17 protein-coding genes and 1 pseudogene are annotated in these 16305 nt (G+C 56.4%); 8 read left to right on the top strand and 10 right to left on the bottom strand.

Annotated features, from left to right (window positions below):
* Positions 1-8 precede the first annotated feature (8 nt).
* Both AC2FLU_RS14100 and AC2FLU_RS14095 read right to left on the bottom strand, forming a co-directional pair.
* Complete coding sequence (locus AC2FLU_RS14100) at positions 9-1235, bottom strand: ABC transporter substrate-binding protein (RefSeq protein WP_496808235.1); 1227 nt, start codon at positions 1233-1235, stop codon at positions 9-11.
* Positions 1236-1318: 83 nt separating this feature from the next.
* Positions 1319-2368, bottom strand: a complete 1050-nt coding sequence (locus tag AC2FLU_RS14095; RefSeq protein ID WP_480484721.1) for an ABC transporter ATP-binding protein — start codon at positions 2366-2368, stop codon at positions 1319-1321.
* A gap of 160 nt (positions 2369-2528) precedes the next feature.
* Here AC2FLU_RS14095 and AC2FLU_RS14090 point away from each other — a divergent pair, with 160 nt between their 5' ends.
* The 4 genes from AC2FLU_RS14090 (at position 2529) to AC2FLU_RS14075 (ending at position 5718) form a co-directional block, all read left to right on the top strand.
* A complete protein-coding gene (locus tag AC2FLU_RS14090) occupies positions 2529-3530 on the top strand; it encodes a nuclear transport factor 2 family protein (RefSeq protein WP_496808236.1) in 1002 nt (333 codons plus the stop codon).
* Positions 3527-4411, top strand: coding sequence for an amidohydrolase family protein (locus tag AC2FLU_RS14085; RefSeq protein ID WP_496812017.1), 885 nt, complete (start codon positions 3527-3529; stop codon positions 4409-4411). The genes AC2FLU_RS14090 and AC2FLU_RS14085 overlap by 4 nt, the downstream gene beginning before the upstream one ends.
* A gap of 399 nt (positions 4412-4810) precedes the next feature.
* Positions 4811-5452, top strand: a complete 642-nt coding sequence (locus AC2FLU_RS14080) for a Crp/Fnr family transcriptional regulator (RefSeq protein ID WP_496716468.1) — start codon at positions 4811-4813, stop codon at positions 5450-5452.
* A 65-nt stretch (positions 5453-5517) separates the two neighbouring features.
* Positions 5518-5718, top strand: a complete 201-nt coding sequence (locus AC2FLU_RS14075) for a YgaP family membrane protein (RefSeq protein WP_480520765.1) — start codon at positions 5518-5520, stop codon at positions 5716-5718.
* Positions 5719-5970: 252 nt separating this feature from the next.
* On the opposite strand, the gene AC2FLU_RS14070 is transcribed toward AC2FLU_RS14075, so the two are convergent.
* On the bottom strand, positions 5971-6324 hold the full coding sequence (locus AC2FLU_RS14070) for a hypothetical protein (protein WP_480612350.1): 354 nt from the start codon (positions 6322-6324) through the stop codon (positions 5971-5973).
* On the opposite strand from AC2FLU_RS14070, the gene AC2FLU_RS14065 reads away from it, so the two are divergent.
* Positions 6256-6717, top strand: a complete 462-nt coding sequence (locus AC2FLU_RS14065; protein ID WP_480607624.1) for a hypothetical protein — start codon at positions 6256-6258, stop codon at positions 6715-6717. The genes AC2FLU_RS14070 and AC2FLU_RS14065 overlap by 69 nt on opposite strands.
* 235 nt (positions 6718-6952) lie before the next feature.
* Positions 6953-7132, top strand: a complete 180-nt coding sequence (locus tag AC2FLU_RS14060) for a MerR family transcriptional regulator (RefSeq protein WP_496812016.1) — start codon at positions 6953-6955, stop codon at positions 7130-7132.
* Positions 7133-7573: 441 nt separating this feature from the next.
* On the opposite strand, the gene AC2FLU_RS14055 is transcribed toward AC2FLU_RS14060, so the two are convergent.
* The 5 genes and pseudogenes from AC2FLU_RS14055 to AC2FLU_RS14035 all read right to left on the bottom strand — a co-directional run bounded on the left by AC2FLU_RS14055 (position 7574) and on the right by AC2FLU_RS14035 (position 11632).
* Positions 7574-8134: a DUF3833 domain-containing protein gene (locus AC2FLU_RS14055; RefSeq protein ID WP_480520763.1), complete on the bottom strand. Its 561-nt coding sequence runs from the start codon at positions 8132-8134 to the stop codon at positions 7574-7576.
* Positions 8131-9357: an MFS transporter gene (locus AC2FLU_RS14050; RefSeq protein ID WP_480520761.1), complete on the bottom strand. Its 1227-nt coding sequence runs from the start codon at positions 9355-9357 to the stop codon at positions 8131-8133. The genes AC2FLU_RS14055 and AC2FLU_RS14050 overlap by 4 nt, the downstream gene beginning before the upstream one ends.
* Positions 9357-9851: a hypothetical protein gene (locus tag AC2FLU_RS14045; RefSeq protein WP_480520759.1), complete on the bottom strand. Its 495-nt coding sequence runs from the start codon at positions 9849-9851 to the stop codon at positions 9357-9359. The genes AC2FLU_RS14050 and AC2FLU_RS14045 overlap by 1 nt, the downstream gene beginning before the upstream one ends.
* Positions 9844-10260: pseudogene (locus AC2FLU_RS14040) on the bottom strand (class I SAM-dependent methyltransferase); the annotation flags it as partial. The gene AC2FLU_RS14045 and the pseudogene AC2FLU_RS14040, both read right to left, overlap by 8 nt.
* Positions 10261-10288: 28 nt before the next feature.
* Entirely contained in the window at positions 10289-11632 is a 1344-nt protein-coding gene (locus tag AC2FLU_RS14035) for an NAD(P)/FAD-dependent oxidoreductase (protein ID WP_480555757.1), read from the bottom strand.
* A 127-nt stretch (positions 11633-11759) separates the two neighbouring features.
* Here AC2FLU_RS14035 and AC2FLU_RS14030 point away from each other — a divergent pair, with 127 nt between their 5' ends.
* Positions 11760-12530 (top strand): DUF1365 domain-containing protein, encoded by a 771-nt coding sequence (locus tag AC2FLU_RS14030; protein WP_480520755.1) that lies wholly within the window; start codon positions 11760-11762, stop codon positions 12528-12530.
* Positions 12527-13252 (top strand): SDR family NAD(P)-dependent oxidoreductase, encoded by a 726-nt coding sequence (locus AC2FLU_RS14025; protein ID WP_480623371.1) that lies wholly within the window; start codon positions 12527-12529, stop codon positions 13250-13252. The genes AC2FLU_RS14030 and AC2FLU_RS14025 overlap by 4 nt, the downstream gene beginning before the upstream one ends.
* Positions 13253-13495: 243 nt before the next feature.
* Here the strand turns inward: AC2FLU_RS14025 and AC2FLU_RS14020 are convergent, their stop codons facing one another.
* Together AC2FLU_RS14020 and AC2FLU_RS14015 are read right to left on the bottom strand one after the other, a co-directional pair.
* Entirely contained in the window at positions 13496-13810 is a 315-nt protein-coding gene (locus AC2FLU_RS14020) for an FCD domain-containing protein (protein WP_480520751.1), read from the bottom strand.
* Positions 13811-13980: 170 nt separating this feature from the next.
* The gene (locus AC2FLU_RS14015) at positions 13981-15972 is read right to left on the bottom strand and encodes a DEAD/DEAH box helicase (protein ID WP_496812015.1); all 1992 of its coding nucleotides are present in this window, start codon (positions 15970-15972) and stop codon (positions 13981-13983) included.
* Positions 15973-16305: the final 333 nt, after the last annotated feature.

The following is a 16305-nucleotide window of genomic DNA, read 5'->3' as shown; positions in this document are numbered from 1 at the left end:
GGCACATCTTATTGAAGGTAACCTTGCTCGATGGCGGCAGCCCGATAAGCAGCCTCGACATCGGCCAATGCCTGCTCGGCTGATTCCTTACCTTGCATGAAGTCCGCAAGTTCGTTGCCGAGCGCCGTGTGCATCAAGCCCATGTAAGGCAACATCGGATAGGGCAGTGTACCCATCTTGGCTGCCGCAAACACACCTTGGGCATCTTTACCAGGCTGGTAACCTTCGATAAGCCAGACTGCCAGAGGCGTGGTTTCATCATTCAGCATGTCCGGGCGGATGCCGTGCTTCATAGCAATGAACGTGGCCTCAGCTTCTTCATCCGGAATGTTTTTTCCGACAGTCCAACCGTCCCACCACAGGGTCGTCGCTGGTGTGGTGCCGCCGCCAACCGTCAGCGGAGCGCCAATCGCATGGCCATCGATCACCTCCTGTAGCACACCTTCGGTAGTGGTTTGCTGCGATGCGCGCGAGCCCCACATATTCATGATCGCAACGTTGCCAGCGCGGTATTCGGCATTGGTGGCATTAGAGTCATGCGTCAGGAAGTCGGGATTCATGTATTCCGACAAAGCCTTCATCATGTTCAGGGTGTTGACACCGGCCTCAGAATTCACGTTGGGTTCCGCCGTACCGGGTTTAAAATGGCTGCCGCCATAGCCAAGGAACATATTGTTGAATTCCTGCGCCAGGTTCCAACCCGATGCATAGGCTCCACCAACCGGGTTTTGCATGATGCCCTGCGCACGAATGGCCTCGGCCACCTCGAGCATTTCCTCATAGGTGGTCGGCACTTCGACGCCAGCCTGTTCCAGAACATCCTTGCGATACATCAGATGCTGCGCGTTCGCCATAAAGGCGACGGCCATGATGTTGTCGCCAATCTTGATCAGCTGCCCAGGCTGCAGGTCCTGGCCATATTTTTCCACCAGATCATTGAGCGGACGAATAACGTCTTCGTTCATCAGTGCCACAACCGAACTATTGGCGATGATTGCGGTTGTGTATTCCGACGGATTGCCTGACAGGCCAGCCACGTTGATGGTCTGGTGCTCGGATGTCAGGTTGGATTCTACCGGCGCTCCGGTGCATTCCTTTGCTCCGGCTGCGACGGCCTGGATGGCCGCAAATTCATTACCGACTATGTTGACACGTGCGCCGATTTCGCAGGCATATCCTGCGCTTGCGGCAAAGGCGGCTACCGAGCCGGCCAATGCAATATTCTTCAGAAACATCAATATTCCTCCCTAGATGGATGGGTGCATCTTCGAAGTCTGCACCCTGGTTACCCCGTCCCAACGGGTGTCGTTTGCGGTTCTCAGCCTTCCAGGCGAGCCCCAGTTTGCGCATCAAACAGATGGCAGTGGTCGGTATGGATATGAATCGAGACCTGATCGTCGATTTCGGCCCGATAGGTTTTGTCGGCCTTGACCGAGACCAGCGCACCACCGATCCGAACCGAGACCATGGTGCTGTCGCCCAACAGCTCTTGTGTATAGATCGGTGCATTGATCTCGCCGCCGCTTTCCACAACATTGGCGTCCTCGGCGCGAAACCCCAGCGTGATAGGACCGTCGGGCGCGTTCAACCCGTGTACCTCAGTGCTTTTGGCGCGAAACACGCCACCCTGAACCTCGCCATCGACAAGGTTCATTGCCGGGTTGCCGATAAAGCTGGCGACAAAGGTGTTGGCGGGGGTGTCATATATATCGACCGGAGTACCGACCTGTTGCACGACACCCTGTTTCATGATCACCACCCGATCAGCCAGTGTCATAGCCTCGATCTGGTCGTGGGTGACATAGATCGTGGTGACCGCCAATTCGTGGCTGAGGTTCTTGATCTGTGCGCGGGTGGAAACGCGCAGTTTTGCGTCAAGGTTGGATAGTGGCTCGTCCATAAGGAACACGTTCGGCTCGCGCACTATGGCACGAGCCAAGGCAACCCTCTGACGCTGACCACCAGACAATTCCGCTGGCTTGCGGTGCAGGAAGTCATCCAACTCAACCATGGCCGAAGCGCGCCGCACTTTTTCGTCATGGGTAGCAGGGTCAATACCGCGAACTTTAAGCGGGAAGCGAATATTCTCGTAAACGTTCATGTTGGGGTACAGGGCGTATGACTGGAACACCATTGCAACGTCTCGGTCTTTGGGCTCCATGTCATTTACTCGGGCGCCGTCTATCAGGATGTCACCCTCAGATGCGTCCTCGAGGCCAGCAATCATGCGCATTGTCGTGGTCTTTCCGCAACCTGACGGCCCAAGAAGTACCAGAAATTCCTTGTCGGCTATTGTCAGGTCAAAATTGTCAACTCCGACAAACGATCCCCAACGCTTTCCAACATTGCGAAGTTGAATTTCGGCCATTCTGTCCTCCCTGCTGCACTCGTAGTGCATACGCTTGCAAAACCATAGACAACAAAAGAAACATCTGGCAAGCTTTTTTTGCATGCGTGTGCAAAAGCCGACTTCATCTTCCTCGCAATTCGCCCCTTGGCAGCGACTAAAGAACTGAAAGAAAATAATAATGTCCTATGAAATCCAAAAATCGATCATCTTGGATTACTACACGGCGCTCAGCAGCGTAAAAGAATCGGATATCGCCAACACGTTGTCTGAGTTCTGCACAGAAGACTACCTGTGGCGCGGTTTCCACCCGTTTGATGAGCTTCGGGGCACCCATGACGTAGCACAGGCATTCTGGCGTCCCCTGAAGCAAAGTCTAAGGAAAATGCAGCGCCGGATGGACGTGTTCATGGCCGGAAAAAACGAGATGGACGGATTCACCTTGGTCTGGGTTGTTTCAATGGGGCATCTGATGGGCCTGTTCGACAATGCGTGGCTGGGCATCGCCCCCACGGGCAAGATGGCGTTTTTGCGCTATTGTGAGTTCAACAAGATCGAGAATGGCAAGATCGCCGAAACGGCGATGTATTTCGACATCCCGCATTTCATGATGCAGGTCGGGTTGCAGCCCTTCCCGCCTCAAACTGCAGCCCATCTGGTTCAACCCGGACCGATGACGCATGACGGGTTGATGTTCAGCCCGCAGCCTGCCGAAGAAGGCGAGAAAACTCTCGACACGATCAATGCCATGATTTCCGATCTCGGCCAATGGAACAGCGGCCTGAGCCTTGAGGAAGAATTGCGCCAGACATGGAGCGAAGACATGATTTGGTGGGGGCCCGCAGGGATCGGTGCGACCTATACGATTGAGCGTTATGCAAAGCAGCACTCAGGCCCGTTCCGCGCATCCTTAACGGACCGCTCGAAGACCAAGCACATTTGCCGCTTGGCTGAGGGTCACTATGGCGGCTTTTTCGGCTGGCCGAATTTCACGGCGCGGCCCACCGGCGGGTTCATGGGTATGCCCGCCACAGGCAAGGCCGGTGAATTCCGTGTGATCGACATCTATCGTCGCGCGGGTGACAAGCTGGCCGAGAACTGGGTTTTCATTGACCTGCTGCACTTCTGGAAACAACAGGGTGTCGATATTTTGGGGCGCATGTCGAAAGTACCGCGAACATGACCGGCTGGATCGATGCCCATCACCACCTTTGGGACCTTGAAGCTGTAAACTACCCCTGGCTGATGGCGCGCGGGGTGGAAAGGTTCTTTGGCGACCCGACGCCGATTCAACGGAATTATCTACTGCGCGAGTTCCGGTCCGAAGCCGCGCCCTGCGGAGTCGGTGCCTCGATCCATATCCAGGTGGGGGCCAAAAACGGTCTGGACGAAGCCCGGTGGGTTCAAGCTGTCGCCGAAACCAATCCAGACTGGCCAATGGCGCAGGTTGTGTTCTGTGACCTGACCTCGGCTGACCTACACGCCCAGCTTGATACGTTTCAGGCCCTTCCAACTGTACGCGGTGTGCGCCAGATCGTCGGGCGCGCACCCGGAGAGGACGCGCAGACGGGAACCAATTTCCTGTTGGACGATCCGCGGTTTCTGGACGGACTGAATGAGGCTGGACGGCGTGACGTCAGCTTTGATCTGCAGCTCATTCCTGATTTGATCGGAAAAACCACCCGAGTTCTCGCGCAAGCCTCGAATACACGAGTCGCTCTATGCCATGCCGGATCACCATATGACCGCACTCCGGCGGGCCTGAAAAGCTGGGCTCAAAGATTGCGCGCTCTGTCCGATCTGCCGCACGTCTCATGCAAGCTCTCAGGTCTGGGCATGTTCGATCACAACTGGGCGCCTGAGAGTATTCGCCCGATCGTGGAGATTTGCCTTGAACAATTCGGACCAAAGAGGGTCATGTTTGGCTCGAATTTCCCGGTCGACAAACTCTATGGCAATTACACATCGCTGGTACAGGCTTACCGTGATCTGGTTCCGGCTGAGGCCCAATCGGCTGTGTTCAGAGAAACCGCCGCACACTTCTATGATCTCAAGATGCCCTGAGAATGCTATTCATCCTTGAAACAATAAGGTTCTGTCGCAGATTTCTTTGAGAACTGCACAGACGGAGCTGGAGAGGCGATTTTCCCGCCAGTTGTTAGGCCGGTAATCGGCTCTCAGGAGTCATCTCGACTTCCGCCCATCTGACAGCGATGACTTTGACGTTCCGGCACTCAAACGCAACGGGGACAGTCGTTCCGGGGAACCCGTAGGAATGGGGAAGCCTTCCAAAAGATAATGGAGCTCGTTTCGGACCCATGAGGTGTTGGTATTCAAGGCTTGAATTGACAGAATCTTCAACATTGATCCTGTGCAGATGGGTTCGTCACAGATTTATTGGGTTTGCCCGCGAGGGTCCCAAGGCAAAAAACCCGGAAGAGAGCGTGATACGGAGGTAAAGCAGTGACCCAACAGAACTGGAGCCAGGCAATTCTCGACCGGCTCAAGTCCGAAGGAAGTCGTCTGGCCATACCAGACGGATACCAACTGTTTGCACCGGGCGCTTACGGTGAGGTGTTTTTGATCATTCGTTCGGGCATCGTCCGAGTGGAACAAACCAGCCCGTCAGGGCGGACCGTTGTTCTTTATCGGGTTGGCCCGTACGACAGTTGCGTTATGACGACCTCGTGCATGTTGTCGGACATCCCCTATTCAGGGTTCGGTTATGCCGAGGGGCCGGTGACGGCGCTGGCCATCGGGCGGGACAAGTTCAACACGTTGCTGGCCACAGATGCAGAATTTCGAGGTGCGGTCTTCATGGCGTTTTCACAACGCATTGTTGAACTGTCCGAGGTTATCGATGATCTTCTACTTAACCGGATGGACCTGAAATTGGCGCAGTGGCTTTTGGATCAAGGCGCACATTCGGGCGATATCCGCACCACGCACCAGCGCATTGCGGCCGAACTGGGCAGCGCACGCGAAGTCATGTCCCGTATCCTCAAGGATTTTGAACATCGGGGATGGGTCAGGCTTGAGCGAGGTGTGATTTATCTGCAGGATCGCCCAGCCCTGCACCACCATGCCAGAGCGGGAGTTGTGTGACCTCGTCACATAACACGGTTTGGAAAACAGCGAATCTTGGACCAGATAATCAAGGAGATTCGACCATGCAATTCACGTCTAATGTTGGTTCTGTCGACCGGGTTCTGCGCCTGATCCTCGGTGGCGTGCTGATCCTTCTGGCACTGACCGGCACCATCGGCCCCTGGGGTTGGCTTGGAGCTGTGTTTGTGCTGACGGCCTTCATGAAATTCTGCCCGATTTATGCGCTTCTGGGTCTGTGCACCAACAAGCAAGCCAAGCCGTAACACGTCCTACCCTTGCCTCGCGCAACACTGGGATTCGTCTGGGTTCCGGCGTTGTGCGGCGGGCGCGGCGTTCCTCGGGGCATCCACTGTTGTCCATCCCCCAGCTGACAACCGGCACCAAATTCGAAAGGTGTCAGCATTCGGGCCAGCATGTCGCCTTCTACCCCTAGCACCAGACCGCTACGCAGTTGCACAACCCGGATGCCCATACCCACGATTGGCGCAGCGGCGCGCTCCCATGTGTCGCACACCTCATGGATGAAGACGGGGTGGTAGGTGTCGTCTTCGGTGAGGATCTCGTCTTGCCGCGGCCCATACCAGCCCACGGCGGAACCGGTGATTAGGCAAGATGGTTTTTGATCCAGCCTGCGGATCAGTGCGACGAAATCTTTCGTCATCACGACCCGAGACTGCAGGATGCGCGCGTTTCCGACGCGTCCAATGCGCGTTTGCCACCAGCTCACCTGCCAGATTGACGATGGCGTCAAAGCGCTCTGTGTTGTCAATTTGCTCGAGTGAGGTGATCAGGCGTACCGGATGGGGCAATGCGTCGGCCTTTTGCAGGTTGCGGGTCAGGACGGTGACGTGGTGGCCACCAGCAACCAGGGCCTCGACCAGACGTTGCCTGATGAAACCGGTGCCACCCGTGATCAGCAGATGTTGTCGGGGCGCGAGTTGCGTGACCAGAGAGGCCGCGTTGACGGCATTCAACCGCGTGCTGCGTGCGGCCGCCAGCAAATCGCGCGCGCTGAACAGCGCCACACCAAACGCGGCAAGGGTAGCCATGATGCTCCAACTGCCGTGATGGACAGCCATTCGCCGTCCAATTCGCCCTTCGTGCCGATGAAAACGATCTGGCTTCCAGGCGCTCGCACCGTCGAACAGATCGAAGGACTTGTGGAAGCTCTCTCGCACGGTGCGTTGCCGGAACCTGTCACGCAGCAGATCGAAGCCCTGATTGCACGTGAACCGGAAGACACGCCGGACAGGGCACGTTGAAAGAAACCCATTGCGGGCAGTGGGCGAACGCCTGATTTGTTTGCAACTGGCCTTTTTGCCTGAGCGCTACCATCTGGCAGTAGGGCATGCGGCGACCAATCTAATTGAAGTTGAGAGTCCTATTTATCCTATGCTGCACTGTCGTCGAAAGCCGATTGCTGAGAAGCTCTATAAAAGACGCTTGACCTGAAGTAGCTTCAGGACTGTAGGAGCCTGGGCGAAAGGGTCTGATAGTATGATGATTTCAGAAGTTGCCGGACTCACCGGGCTCAGCATCTCGACAATTCGCTTCCATGAGAAATCGGGGCTATGCCCTTCATCCAACGCGGCTCGGATGGCAAACGCAGGTTCAAGAAGACAGATGTCGATTGGTTGGAGTTATTGGCGTCACTTCGCTCGACAGGAGTTCCTTTGACGAAAATGCGATGTTTTGCAGAGCTCTACGCATCTGGCGACGGCAAGGTCCCTGAGCGCAAAGCTGTCCTGTTGGCGCATAGGCGGCGACTTGACGACCATCTCGCCATGGCTCTGCTTGAGTCCGGGTGTCTGTCTCATCTCCACTCCTTGGTGGTTACGATGTGCCAGAAACCCTCTCTTATCAAATCAACCTAAACTGTCCCATTCGCGCTGACGTCAGACAATATAGATCACACCCCAGATGCCAAAGCCCCACCCCGAGGGTTGATCCGGCCAGAAGTCCATGGTGACAGGAAACTGTTCGGGCCGGTAGCCTGAGAATTCATTTGTCATCAATGGCGACGGCGCAAACACAACAGACGCCAGTGCAACTGTCATCGCAAGAATGGGTAGATTTTGTTCATCAGGACAGGTCCTTCTGTTCGGGTCCCATCCCGGTTCAGCGTCGTGCTTCGTGGTCCGGGCGCATGGTCGCGATCAACTCGGCCACCTTGATGCCGAATTTGCGCATCTCGGACTTGTTCATGATGACTCCGTTTTCAGTTAGGTAAAGCCAGTCGGTTGCTGTCAGCGTGTGACCGCCCGCGTCTTCCGGCAGAATGATCTGGTACTCCATCTTGATTGTTGACCCAGAAACGACTCCTCGTGCCTCGCCGACAATGTCGTCGGCGGTGGCGGTGAACGTGTTGCCGTCGCTGAGCTTCAGGAACCATTTGCGACTTTGCTTTTTGCCGTTTGAATAGGTGAACTCTTCGCTCAGCGTACCAGTGTCGCCGTCCCATTCACCGACCATTCTGGCAACGAAGCTGTTCGTCATCTTTCCGGTTGGGCCATAAATCAGACCTTCGGAGAGGATTTCACCGCTCAGGTGGGTTTTGAGCGAAAAGGCAGGGCTTGTATCGGCATAGTCTGACGAGGTTTGTGCGCGAAAACTGAGAAACATGGACTTTGCCGCCATGACCAGAGCGGCAAGAATGAGCAGGGCAGTAAGGAGTTTCATTGGGTTGGGTTCTCCGTAGGAAGCGCCAGGACAAGCGCCAAGGCGCCGAGTTTCAGGATGCAGGGAAGGACGGCATAAGAGATGTTCAATGTATTCAGGGCCTCAGTGCTGTTTGTCGCGCCGGGTCTAAAGCCACTGCTTTCCAGCACGGGCAGAACAGCGAAAGCGGCCACAGCAAGGCCAAGTTTGCCCGCAAAGGACCAGATGCCAAAAGCTAACGATGCCTTTAGACCCGCCCGGGTCAGCGCCACCGAAAACATAGCCGGAAGGATAACCATATCGGCCCCCAGGGCGGCGCCGGATGCCAGGCAGATCACCGCAAAGCCAACCTGACTGCCGGGTGTTAGGAACGCGGCCCCGACAAAGCCGAGGATTGCCAAGGGCATGGCGACCAACAGCGTGGCCTTCGAGCCCATTCTTTGGCTCAGACGGGCCCATAGCGGCACGCTGAAACCTGCGCTGAGAAAGAACAGGATCAACAAGGGGCCGGCTTTGCCCGGCAGTTGTAAGCGGTCTTCCACGAAAAAAAGAAACAATGTCGAGGTAATGGCAACAGGTAGGCTGTTGACCAGTGCCAACACGAGAAGTCTCAGAGCGCCAGTTTGGCGTAGCGCACCAAGGGACATACGGTCGCCTTCGATGGGTTCGCGACGCCAGATCGGCAGGGTGATCACGGCAACGACAAGGGCCAGCGCTCCAAGAAACAGGCCAAACGCTTCGTATCCCTGACCGGTGGCCCCAAGGGTGACAAGGAAAGCCGGTGCAATGGCGGCAATCACCACGCCAGCCAGCATGCCACCCTCACGAAACGCCGCCAGCGTCATCAGAGAGCGTGGCGTCGGTGTGGCTGCCAGAGTGGCGCTGCGTCCATAGAGCAGGATCATGCCAAGACTGTAGGCCGAGAAGAGCAGAACAAGGATTGCCACCAGACGTGGCATCGCGTTTGGCCCCGGTTGAGCGGTGAATAGCAATGGAAAGCCGATCGCCAGCCCAAGCGCCGCGGCGCTGGCAAACAGGATTTGTGCCCGTGGCCAGCGGTCGATTGCCCAGCCAATCAGTGGGTCCTGAACAAGATCGACCAGCCGGATGACCAACAGGATCGTGCCAATTGCCCCCAGCCCGATGCCAAGCTCGACCGAAGCAAACCGCGGCAAGTGGATGTAAAGCGGAATGCCAGCCGCGGCCAGCATCAGCGCATAGAGGCTGACACGCGGGTAAAGCATCACTCGCCCTTCAGTTTCCGGGTGAAGGATTCCGAACGTGTGTTTTCGCCAAGAAAGATCGACATGAACCTGTTCTTGATCCTAGGATGGCTTAGCGTGCAAACCCGTTTTCCATTGTGCCAGAACCCGATTTGGTTTGGCCCCTTGGAGATGGCGACATAGCGGTCACCCTTGCGTACATCGTTGAAACACATTTCCAACTGGCCGCGCGCCGGCAGGGTGGCCCCGGTACGGCTCAGTTCGCGCATGGTGGCTTCGACCAGATCAAGTTCTGTCAGGTTGCGGAGGTATTTCAGCTCGAGCCCGAAATCCTTGCTCCAGTCCAGAGGTGCTCCGGACTTGGTGAAGAGCTGAGCTTCGTAGAGCGGGAGGCCTATATAACGAAAAGTTGCCGTGCCGCGCGTTTCGGCATCGGGCAGCACAGATTTGATTGCGGACGCCTGCGTACCCGTGGGCGACGCGAGCAAGGCAAAAGCAAAGACAAAACTACGCATGGGCCATCTCCACTTGAACGACATTGGTATGCCCCACGGCAAAGGACGCGGCACAGATCTCGAGATAGTACTGCCAGTTGCAGAAGAAGCTCTCGCCATATCCAAATTCCGAAACGCGACGCTTTTGCGCGGTAAGGTTATTGGCCCAGTTCCGACAGGTTCGGGCATAATCCTGCCCGAAAGCAAAGCTGTCGCAAGCTGCGAATCCAGCGTTACTGGCTTGGGCCTCGATAACACGGTCCGACAGCAGCATGCCGCCAGGGAAAACGTATTGGCGGATGTAATCGGACGAGGACTTGTATGTGTCAAAAAAGCTGTCTTTGACGGTGATCGCTTGCATCAACACGCGCCCACCCTCGGCCAAGCTGCGCTTGAGCATGGCAAAGTAGCTGGGCCAGTAGCGCTCGCCCTCGGGGGTGCGCAGGATCAGCTGCCCGTCATGCAGTCGCTCGCAGGTCGATAGAAAATTCGATTTCAGAGCCTTGTTGATTAAGCGCATTTTCCATTCCTGTGATTAGGTGACGTTCATTCAGGGCGCGCACGACGCGCATTGCACTGGCGATACCGTCCTCGTGAAACCCGTGCCGGTTCCATGCTCCGGCAAACCATGTCCGGTTGCGTCCCTGCATTTCCCGAATGTCGCGCTGTGCCTTGAGCGCTGCCTTGTCAAACATCGGGTGGGCGAAGTTCGCTACGTCATAAACTTTGTCCTGAGGGATCTCGGTCGACGGGTTCAGGGTGACGAACAGGGGATCGGATTCAGGGATATTCTGCAGCCTGTTCATCCAATAAGTGAGGCCGATGTCGCCATCCTGCGACCGGTACGCCCAGCTCGACCAGCAGGCGCGCCGCCGGGGCATCTGATTTTCATCACAATGCAGAACAGCCGTATTGGGTTGATAGCGGATGTTACCAAGAGCGGCGGCTTCGGCGTGTGTCGCGTCTTGCCCCAAGATCTGGAGGGCCTGGTCCGAATGGCAAGCCATGATGATCTCGTCAAAAGAAGCCGATAGGCCCTTGTCAGCAAAGATGCGCACTTCATGCGTGTCGCGCTGGACATGCCGAACCGGTGCATCGGTGCGAATGACACAGCCGCGAGCCAGAAGCGCGGATTCCAACCGGCGGACATATTCGATGCTGCCACCTTTCACCGTCCACCACTGATGTTCGCCAGAGCCGGCTAAAAGTGCGTGGTTGCGGAAGAATTGTACCAGCGATTTCGCCGGGAATTGGTCTATATCTTCAACCGGGGTTGACCAGATCGCTCCGCACATCGGCATCAGGTAGTTGTTGCGGAACCAATCGCCGAGGCCCAGCTCCTCGACCAGTTCACCAATGGTCTTGTTGTCATCCGTAGCGGCAGCCTCGGCACGCTTTCCAAAGCGAATGATGTCCGCAATCATCTTGTAAAACTGCGGTCGCAGCAGGTTACGTTTTTGCGCAGTGATCGATCCCACGTTGTTCAGACCGTATTCCAGCCAGCCATCATTGATGCTGGCGCCGAAACTCATCACGCTCTTGATCACCGGAACGTCGAGATCACGGAACAGCCGCGTCAGGTAGGGATAGGTTACGTAGTTGAACACGATGAAACCGGTGTCGACCGGTTGGTCGCCGTTCTTGCCCGCCATCACGGTTCGGGCATGCCCGCCTAGACGCGGGGATGCTTCAAACAGGGTGACGTCATGGTAGGGCGCCAGATAATACGCGGACGAGAGGCCCGATATACCACCGCCGACAATTGCGATTTTCTTTCTTGGGCCGTGAATCTGATCGAACATGCCGTCCTCATCTTTACAACGTTATGAGGCTGTTACGCGGCGCCGGTCAAATTGGATCAGAAAAGCACGAGAATAGTTTTCAACGCGTTCTGATCCATGAGCCGCGCAGCCGCGTATAGGACACATGATGCTGGAACATATTCAGGCCCAAACCCTGCATGCCCGACGCGGAAAGCTGAAGAACACCTTCAGCTACGGTGTCGATTTTGTGTTGACCGATCTTGGTGTTAAGGCGCCTTGGCTGTTGTCGCGAAACCGGTTCAATCTATGGTCGCTGTGGGATCGTCAGCATGGCGGAACACGGGGTGACGGGCGCGGGTTGGCGTGGTTCAAGCAGGTTCTGCAAGAGCGTGGGTTTCGAACCAAGGACGCACAACTTTTGCTTCTGACCCAGCCAAGCTTCCTTTGGTTTCATTTCAACCCGGTCAGCTTTTGGATTGCGCTGGTTGATGGCACCCCGAGGGCCTTTGTTGCCGAGGTTAATAGCACCTTCGGCCAGCGACATTGCTATTTTTGCGCACACGAAGGATTTCGCCCGATCGCACGTAGTGACACTCTGGTTGCCGAGAAACTCATGCACGTGTCTCCGTTTCAGAGAATTGCAGGTCACTACCGGTTCAATTTCGGCTTCAGTGACACACGGATCGACATTCGCATTTCCTTTGAAAATGAAGACCAGGGCGTTCTGGCTACGCTATCCGGAGAGCGGCGTGCGGCAACAAACAGGTCGCTCCTTTGGGCCGCCGTCCGCCGACCCTTGGGTGCGGTGCGGGTTTTGGCGCTGATACATTGGCAGGCGGCGATCCTGTATCTGAAACGCGCGCCGTTTCTTCGGAAACGCCCTGCGCCCGCGGCTCTTATAAGCGAAAGCCAGCCGTTAGGTGACGTCGGCAAATGACCGATTTCCTAAACAAGACATATTGGCTCATCGGAGCTAGCGAAGGATTGGGGCGAGCCCTGGCGAAGCGACTGGACGCAGAAGGTGCGCACCTGATCTTGTCGGCGCGTAATCGCGAGCGACTTAATACCCTGAATGCCGAGTTGACCAGTGCAACCGTGCTTGCGCTGGACGTGACCGATGGCGACTCCGTGCGTCGCGCGGCGCAGGCGGCGGGTGATGTGGACGGTGTGATTTATAATGTCGGCGCCTACGAACCCATGGGCACAACAGAGTGGGACAGCGAAACCGCGTTGACCATGGTGGATGTCAATTTCACCGGGGCGATGCGTGTCCTGGGCGAAGTGGTGCCGAGGATGGTTGCGCAGGATCGGGGCGACATTACCCTGATCGGATCGCTGGCGGGGTATCGCGGTCTTCCCGCCGCGATCGGATATGGCGCCAGCAAGGCTGCATTGGTCAGCCTTGCCGAAACCATGCGATTTGATCTTAGAAACAGTGGAGTTTTGGTGCGACTGGTCAATCCCGGTTTCATCAAGACCCGCCTGACCCTGAAAAACAAATTCCGCATGCCCATGTTGATGACGCCCGAAGATGCCGCGACCCGTGTGTTGAAGGCCATGACAAGGCGCCGTTTCCGCACGGATTTCCCGGCGCCGTTTTCCTGGGTGATCCGCGCGCTCGCAATTCTGCCGGACTGGCTGGTTTATCGCGGGAAGTAACGCCGTTTCCAACTTGTTCCGAAACGATGGGGCTGCCGAGTTTTCAGCAGCCCCAGATTGTTGGCGGTGCCCTGCCATGACGAACAGGTTATTGTCCTTAGTGACGGGCTGGTCGCGTGCCGGGAAGCGACCGTATTGCACGGATCGCTCGGATTCCTTCGGCGGCACGTTTTCAGAAAGGCCCGGCCAGAATGCCCTTTTAGTTCAACGATCCTGTTCGGACGGAGTTTGCGACAGAACCAATTACATGCGTCCGGTGAGTATCTTAGCCAGATCAGGTTCAACCTTTTGGGTTTTTTCCAGATCCAGGCTGTTTTTAACGTGAAGAAGGTGGTGTTGGATGCTGTCTACCGCAGATTGCGGGTCACCACTCGCGATCGCATTGATGATCGACGCGTGCTCATCATCGGGGCAAGATGAGTCCTTGTTGGTTCCAAACAGCGCCACGATCAGAGAAGACCGGGTCACCAGTTCCCTGACGACGCGAGTGAGAACTGCGTTGTTGTGGCATTTAGCTAACTCGACATGAAATTCACCAGAGAGCCTGATAACACACATGAAAGTCCGCCTTGCGAAGAAACATCGATGCGCATTTGAACGCGATCCATGTCTGCTCTTGGCCGTCCGTGTCCTTCGCCCTCAAGCGGATTGGGTGGAAGGATTAAGGACCGCCTAGGACGATGCGCCACTGTACCGGTGTCCGTGATGAATGTCTCTTGCCCGAGCGCTCAGTTTCTCTTTGAAAGCTTGCGGAAAGGCCTTGCTTCTCCGCCCTTGCCGTTTTTGCTTTTTGAACGCGGCGCTTTCGAGTCTTTGGTGTCGGTCTTGAAACGCGCCTTTTGTGCTTTCAGAGATTTGGATGTGTCAGAAGCGTTCTTATCTTGCTTTTGTCGCTTCTTATCCATTGCGACGGGCTGTGGTTTAGCCTTTCCGCGCTCACGCGTCGGTCGTGCTTGCGGAGCCGAGTCCCGTTTTTTCTTGTCTTCGCTTGCTTGTCTGTTCGACGTACCTGCCGCAGATTTTCCTTTGCTCTTAGGGCGCTCGGATGCAGTCCGGACATCTTGGTCAGAACGTTCGGAGCCAGGCACAGCTTTCCACGGTTTGCCTGAATCAAGCGCTCGGGATTTGGCGGGCTCGACCGATGATTGTGGGGCTGCAGGCGGTCCTTTGGGCGAGGCATCGAAATCTGGGGTGCCCACCAGCTCGGTCAACGTCGCACCTTGTTCTATGATGAGATCAGCGCCCAGTTCTTGTTTCATTGCGGGCACAGCATCATTGGCGATCTCGACAAAGGTCTCTTGATACTGAACGCGGATTGCGCCGATAGCGTCTTTGGACAAACCCGCGTTGCGGCACAGCATTGGCAGCAACCAACGCGGCTCCGCACGCTGTTTGCGTCCCAAAGAAAGTGAGAACCATGTGCTTGGCCCAAACGCCGCGCGCCGATCAGTGTCGCGTTTTCCAGACTCTGGTGCCGTTCCAAGGATCTCGGGTGCCGAGTGGCGCTCTCGGTAGAGGCGCATATAGGCTGCGGCGATCTGCTCGGGAGTTCTTCCGCTGAGCAGCCGCTCGGCAAAAGCCGTTTCCTCAGCACTTGGCGGCTCATCCAGGGCGGGATTGGAAATGATGCGTTCCTCTTCCCGTTTAAACACCTCATCGGCTGAGGGTGGTGCGCCCCATTCGGCCTCCAGCTTGGCGGTTTTCAGCAATCGTTGTGCCTTTGAACGCTGCCGAGCCGGCACGATCAGAATGGATGTTCCCTTGCGTCCGGCACGGCCTGTCCGTCCAGAGCGATGCAACAAAGTTTCCGCATTTGAGGGCAGATCCGCATGGATCACCAACTCCAACCCTGGAAGATCAATGCCGCGGGCGGCCACGTCGGTCGCAACGCAAACCTGCGCGCGCCCGTCACGCAGGGCTTGCATCGCGTTGGTGCGCTCTGCCTGACTGAGTTCCCCTGACAGTGAGACGACAGAAAACCCCCGATTGGAAAGTTTCGCGGTCAGGCGCGCCACCATAGACCGGGTGTTGGCGAACACAATCGTGGTTTGAACGTCGTGATAACACAGCAAATTGATGATCGCTTTTTCAATATCCGACGGAGCTACGTTCAAGGCACTATAGGTTATATCCGAATGCTGGACATCTGCGCTTCCGACCTTGATCCGCTGCGCACCCTCTTTCTGGTAGGTCCGGGCAAGCCTGGCAATGCCTCGTGGAACAGTGGCAGAGAACATCAGGGTGCGCCGGTTTTCGGGCGTTTGATCAAGGATGTATTCAAGATCTTCGGCGAACCCCATGTCCAGCATTTCATCGGCTTCGTCGAGGACGACGGTCCGCAGATCGCTCAGGTCGATCACCCCACGTGTGATATGATCGCGCAGCCGCCCAGGTGTGGCGACTACGACATGTGCGCCGCGTTCAAGCGCCCTGCGCTCTGTGCGCGCATCCATACCACCGACAGCCGATGCAGTAACGATCCCGGCTTCGGCAAACAGCCAGTCGAATTCTCTCCGCACTTGCAGAGCCAGTTCGCGCGTGGGTGCGATGACCACGGCCAAAGGCGCTGCTGGTCGGTCAAAACGGCCGTGCTTGTCGAGAAGTTCTTCCGCCATCGCCAGCCCGAAGCCCACGGTCTTGCCGGAACCGGTTTGCGCAGAGACAAGCAGATCTTTTCCTGCCAGCGCTTCATCTGACACAGCCTCTTGTACAGGCGTCAAGTTGCTATAGCCTTTTTGGGACAGAGCTGCGGACAGGGTTTTCGGGAGGGCAGAGAAATCATTCATAGGTCACCAATTGCCGGGAAAGATCTGGCGATAGTGGTTTTTGGTTCAGATGTATAGCCCGTAACGCGCGCCCGAATGTGTCAAGGATATGTCGCAAGCTTTTGTGTCTGGATTGACGATCATGCAGATTCCGGCTTGGACCTGTTACAGTCGTTAAGCGATTGACGCTCGTGCCGCCACCTATCACAGATTTGGGTCGACACCATTAGTGCCGCGGCCTTGTTGACCGCCGAATGATAGTGGTTGAGCGATGACGCGAGGCGAGAA

It is taken from the genome of Ruegeria sp. SAZD013 (assembly GCF_059612525.1).
Note: the sequence above shows the minus strand (reverse complement) of the source record. Positions and strands in the feature narration are given on the sequence as shown.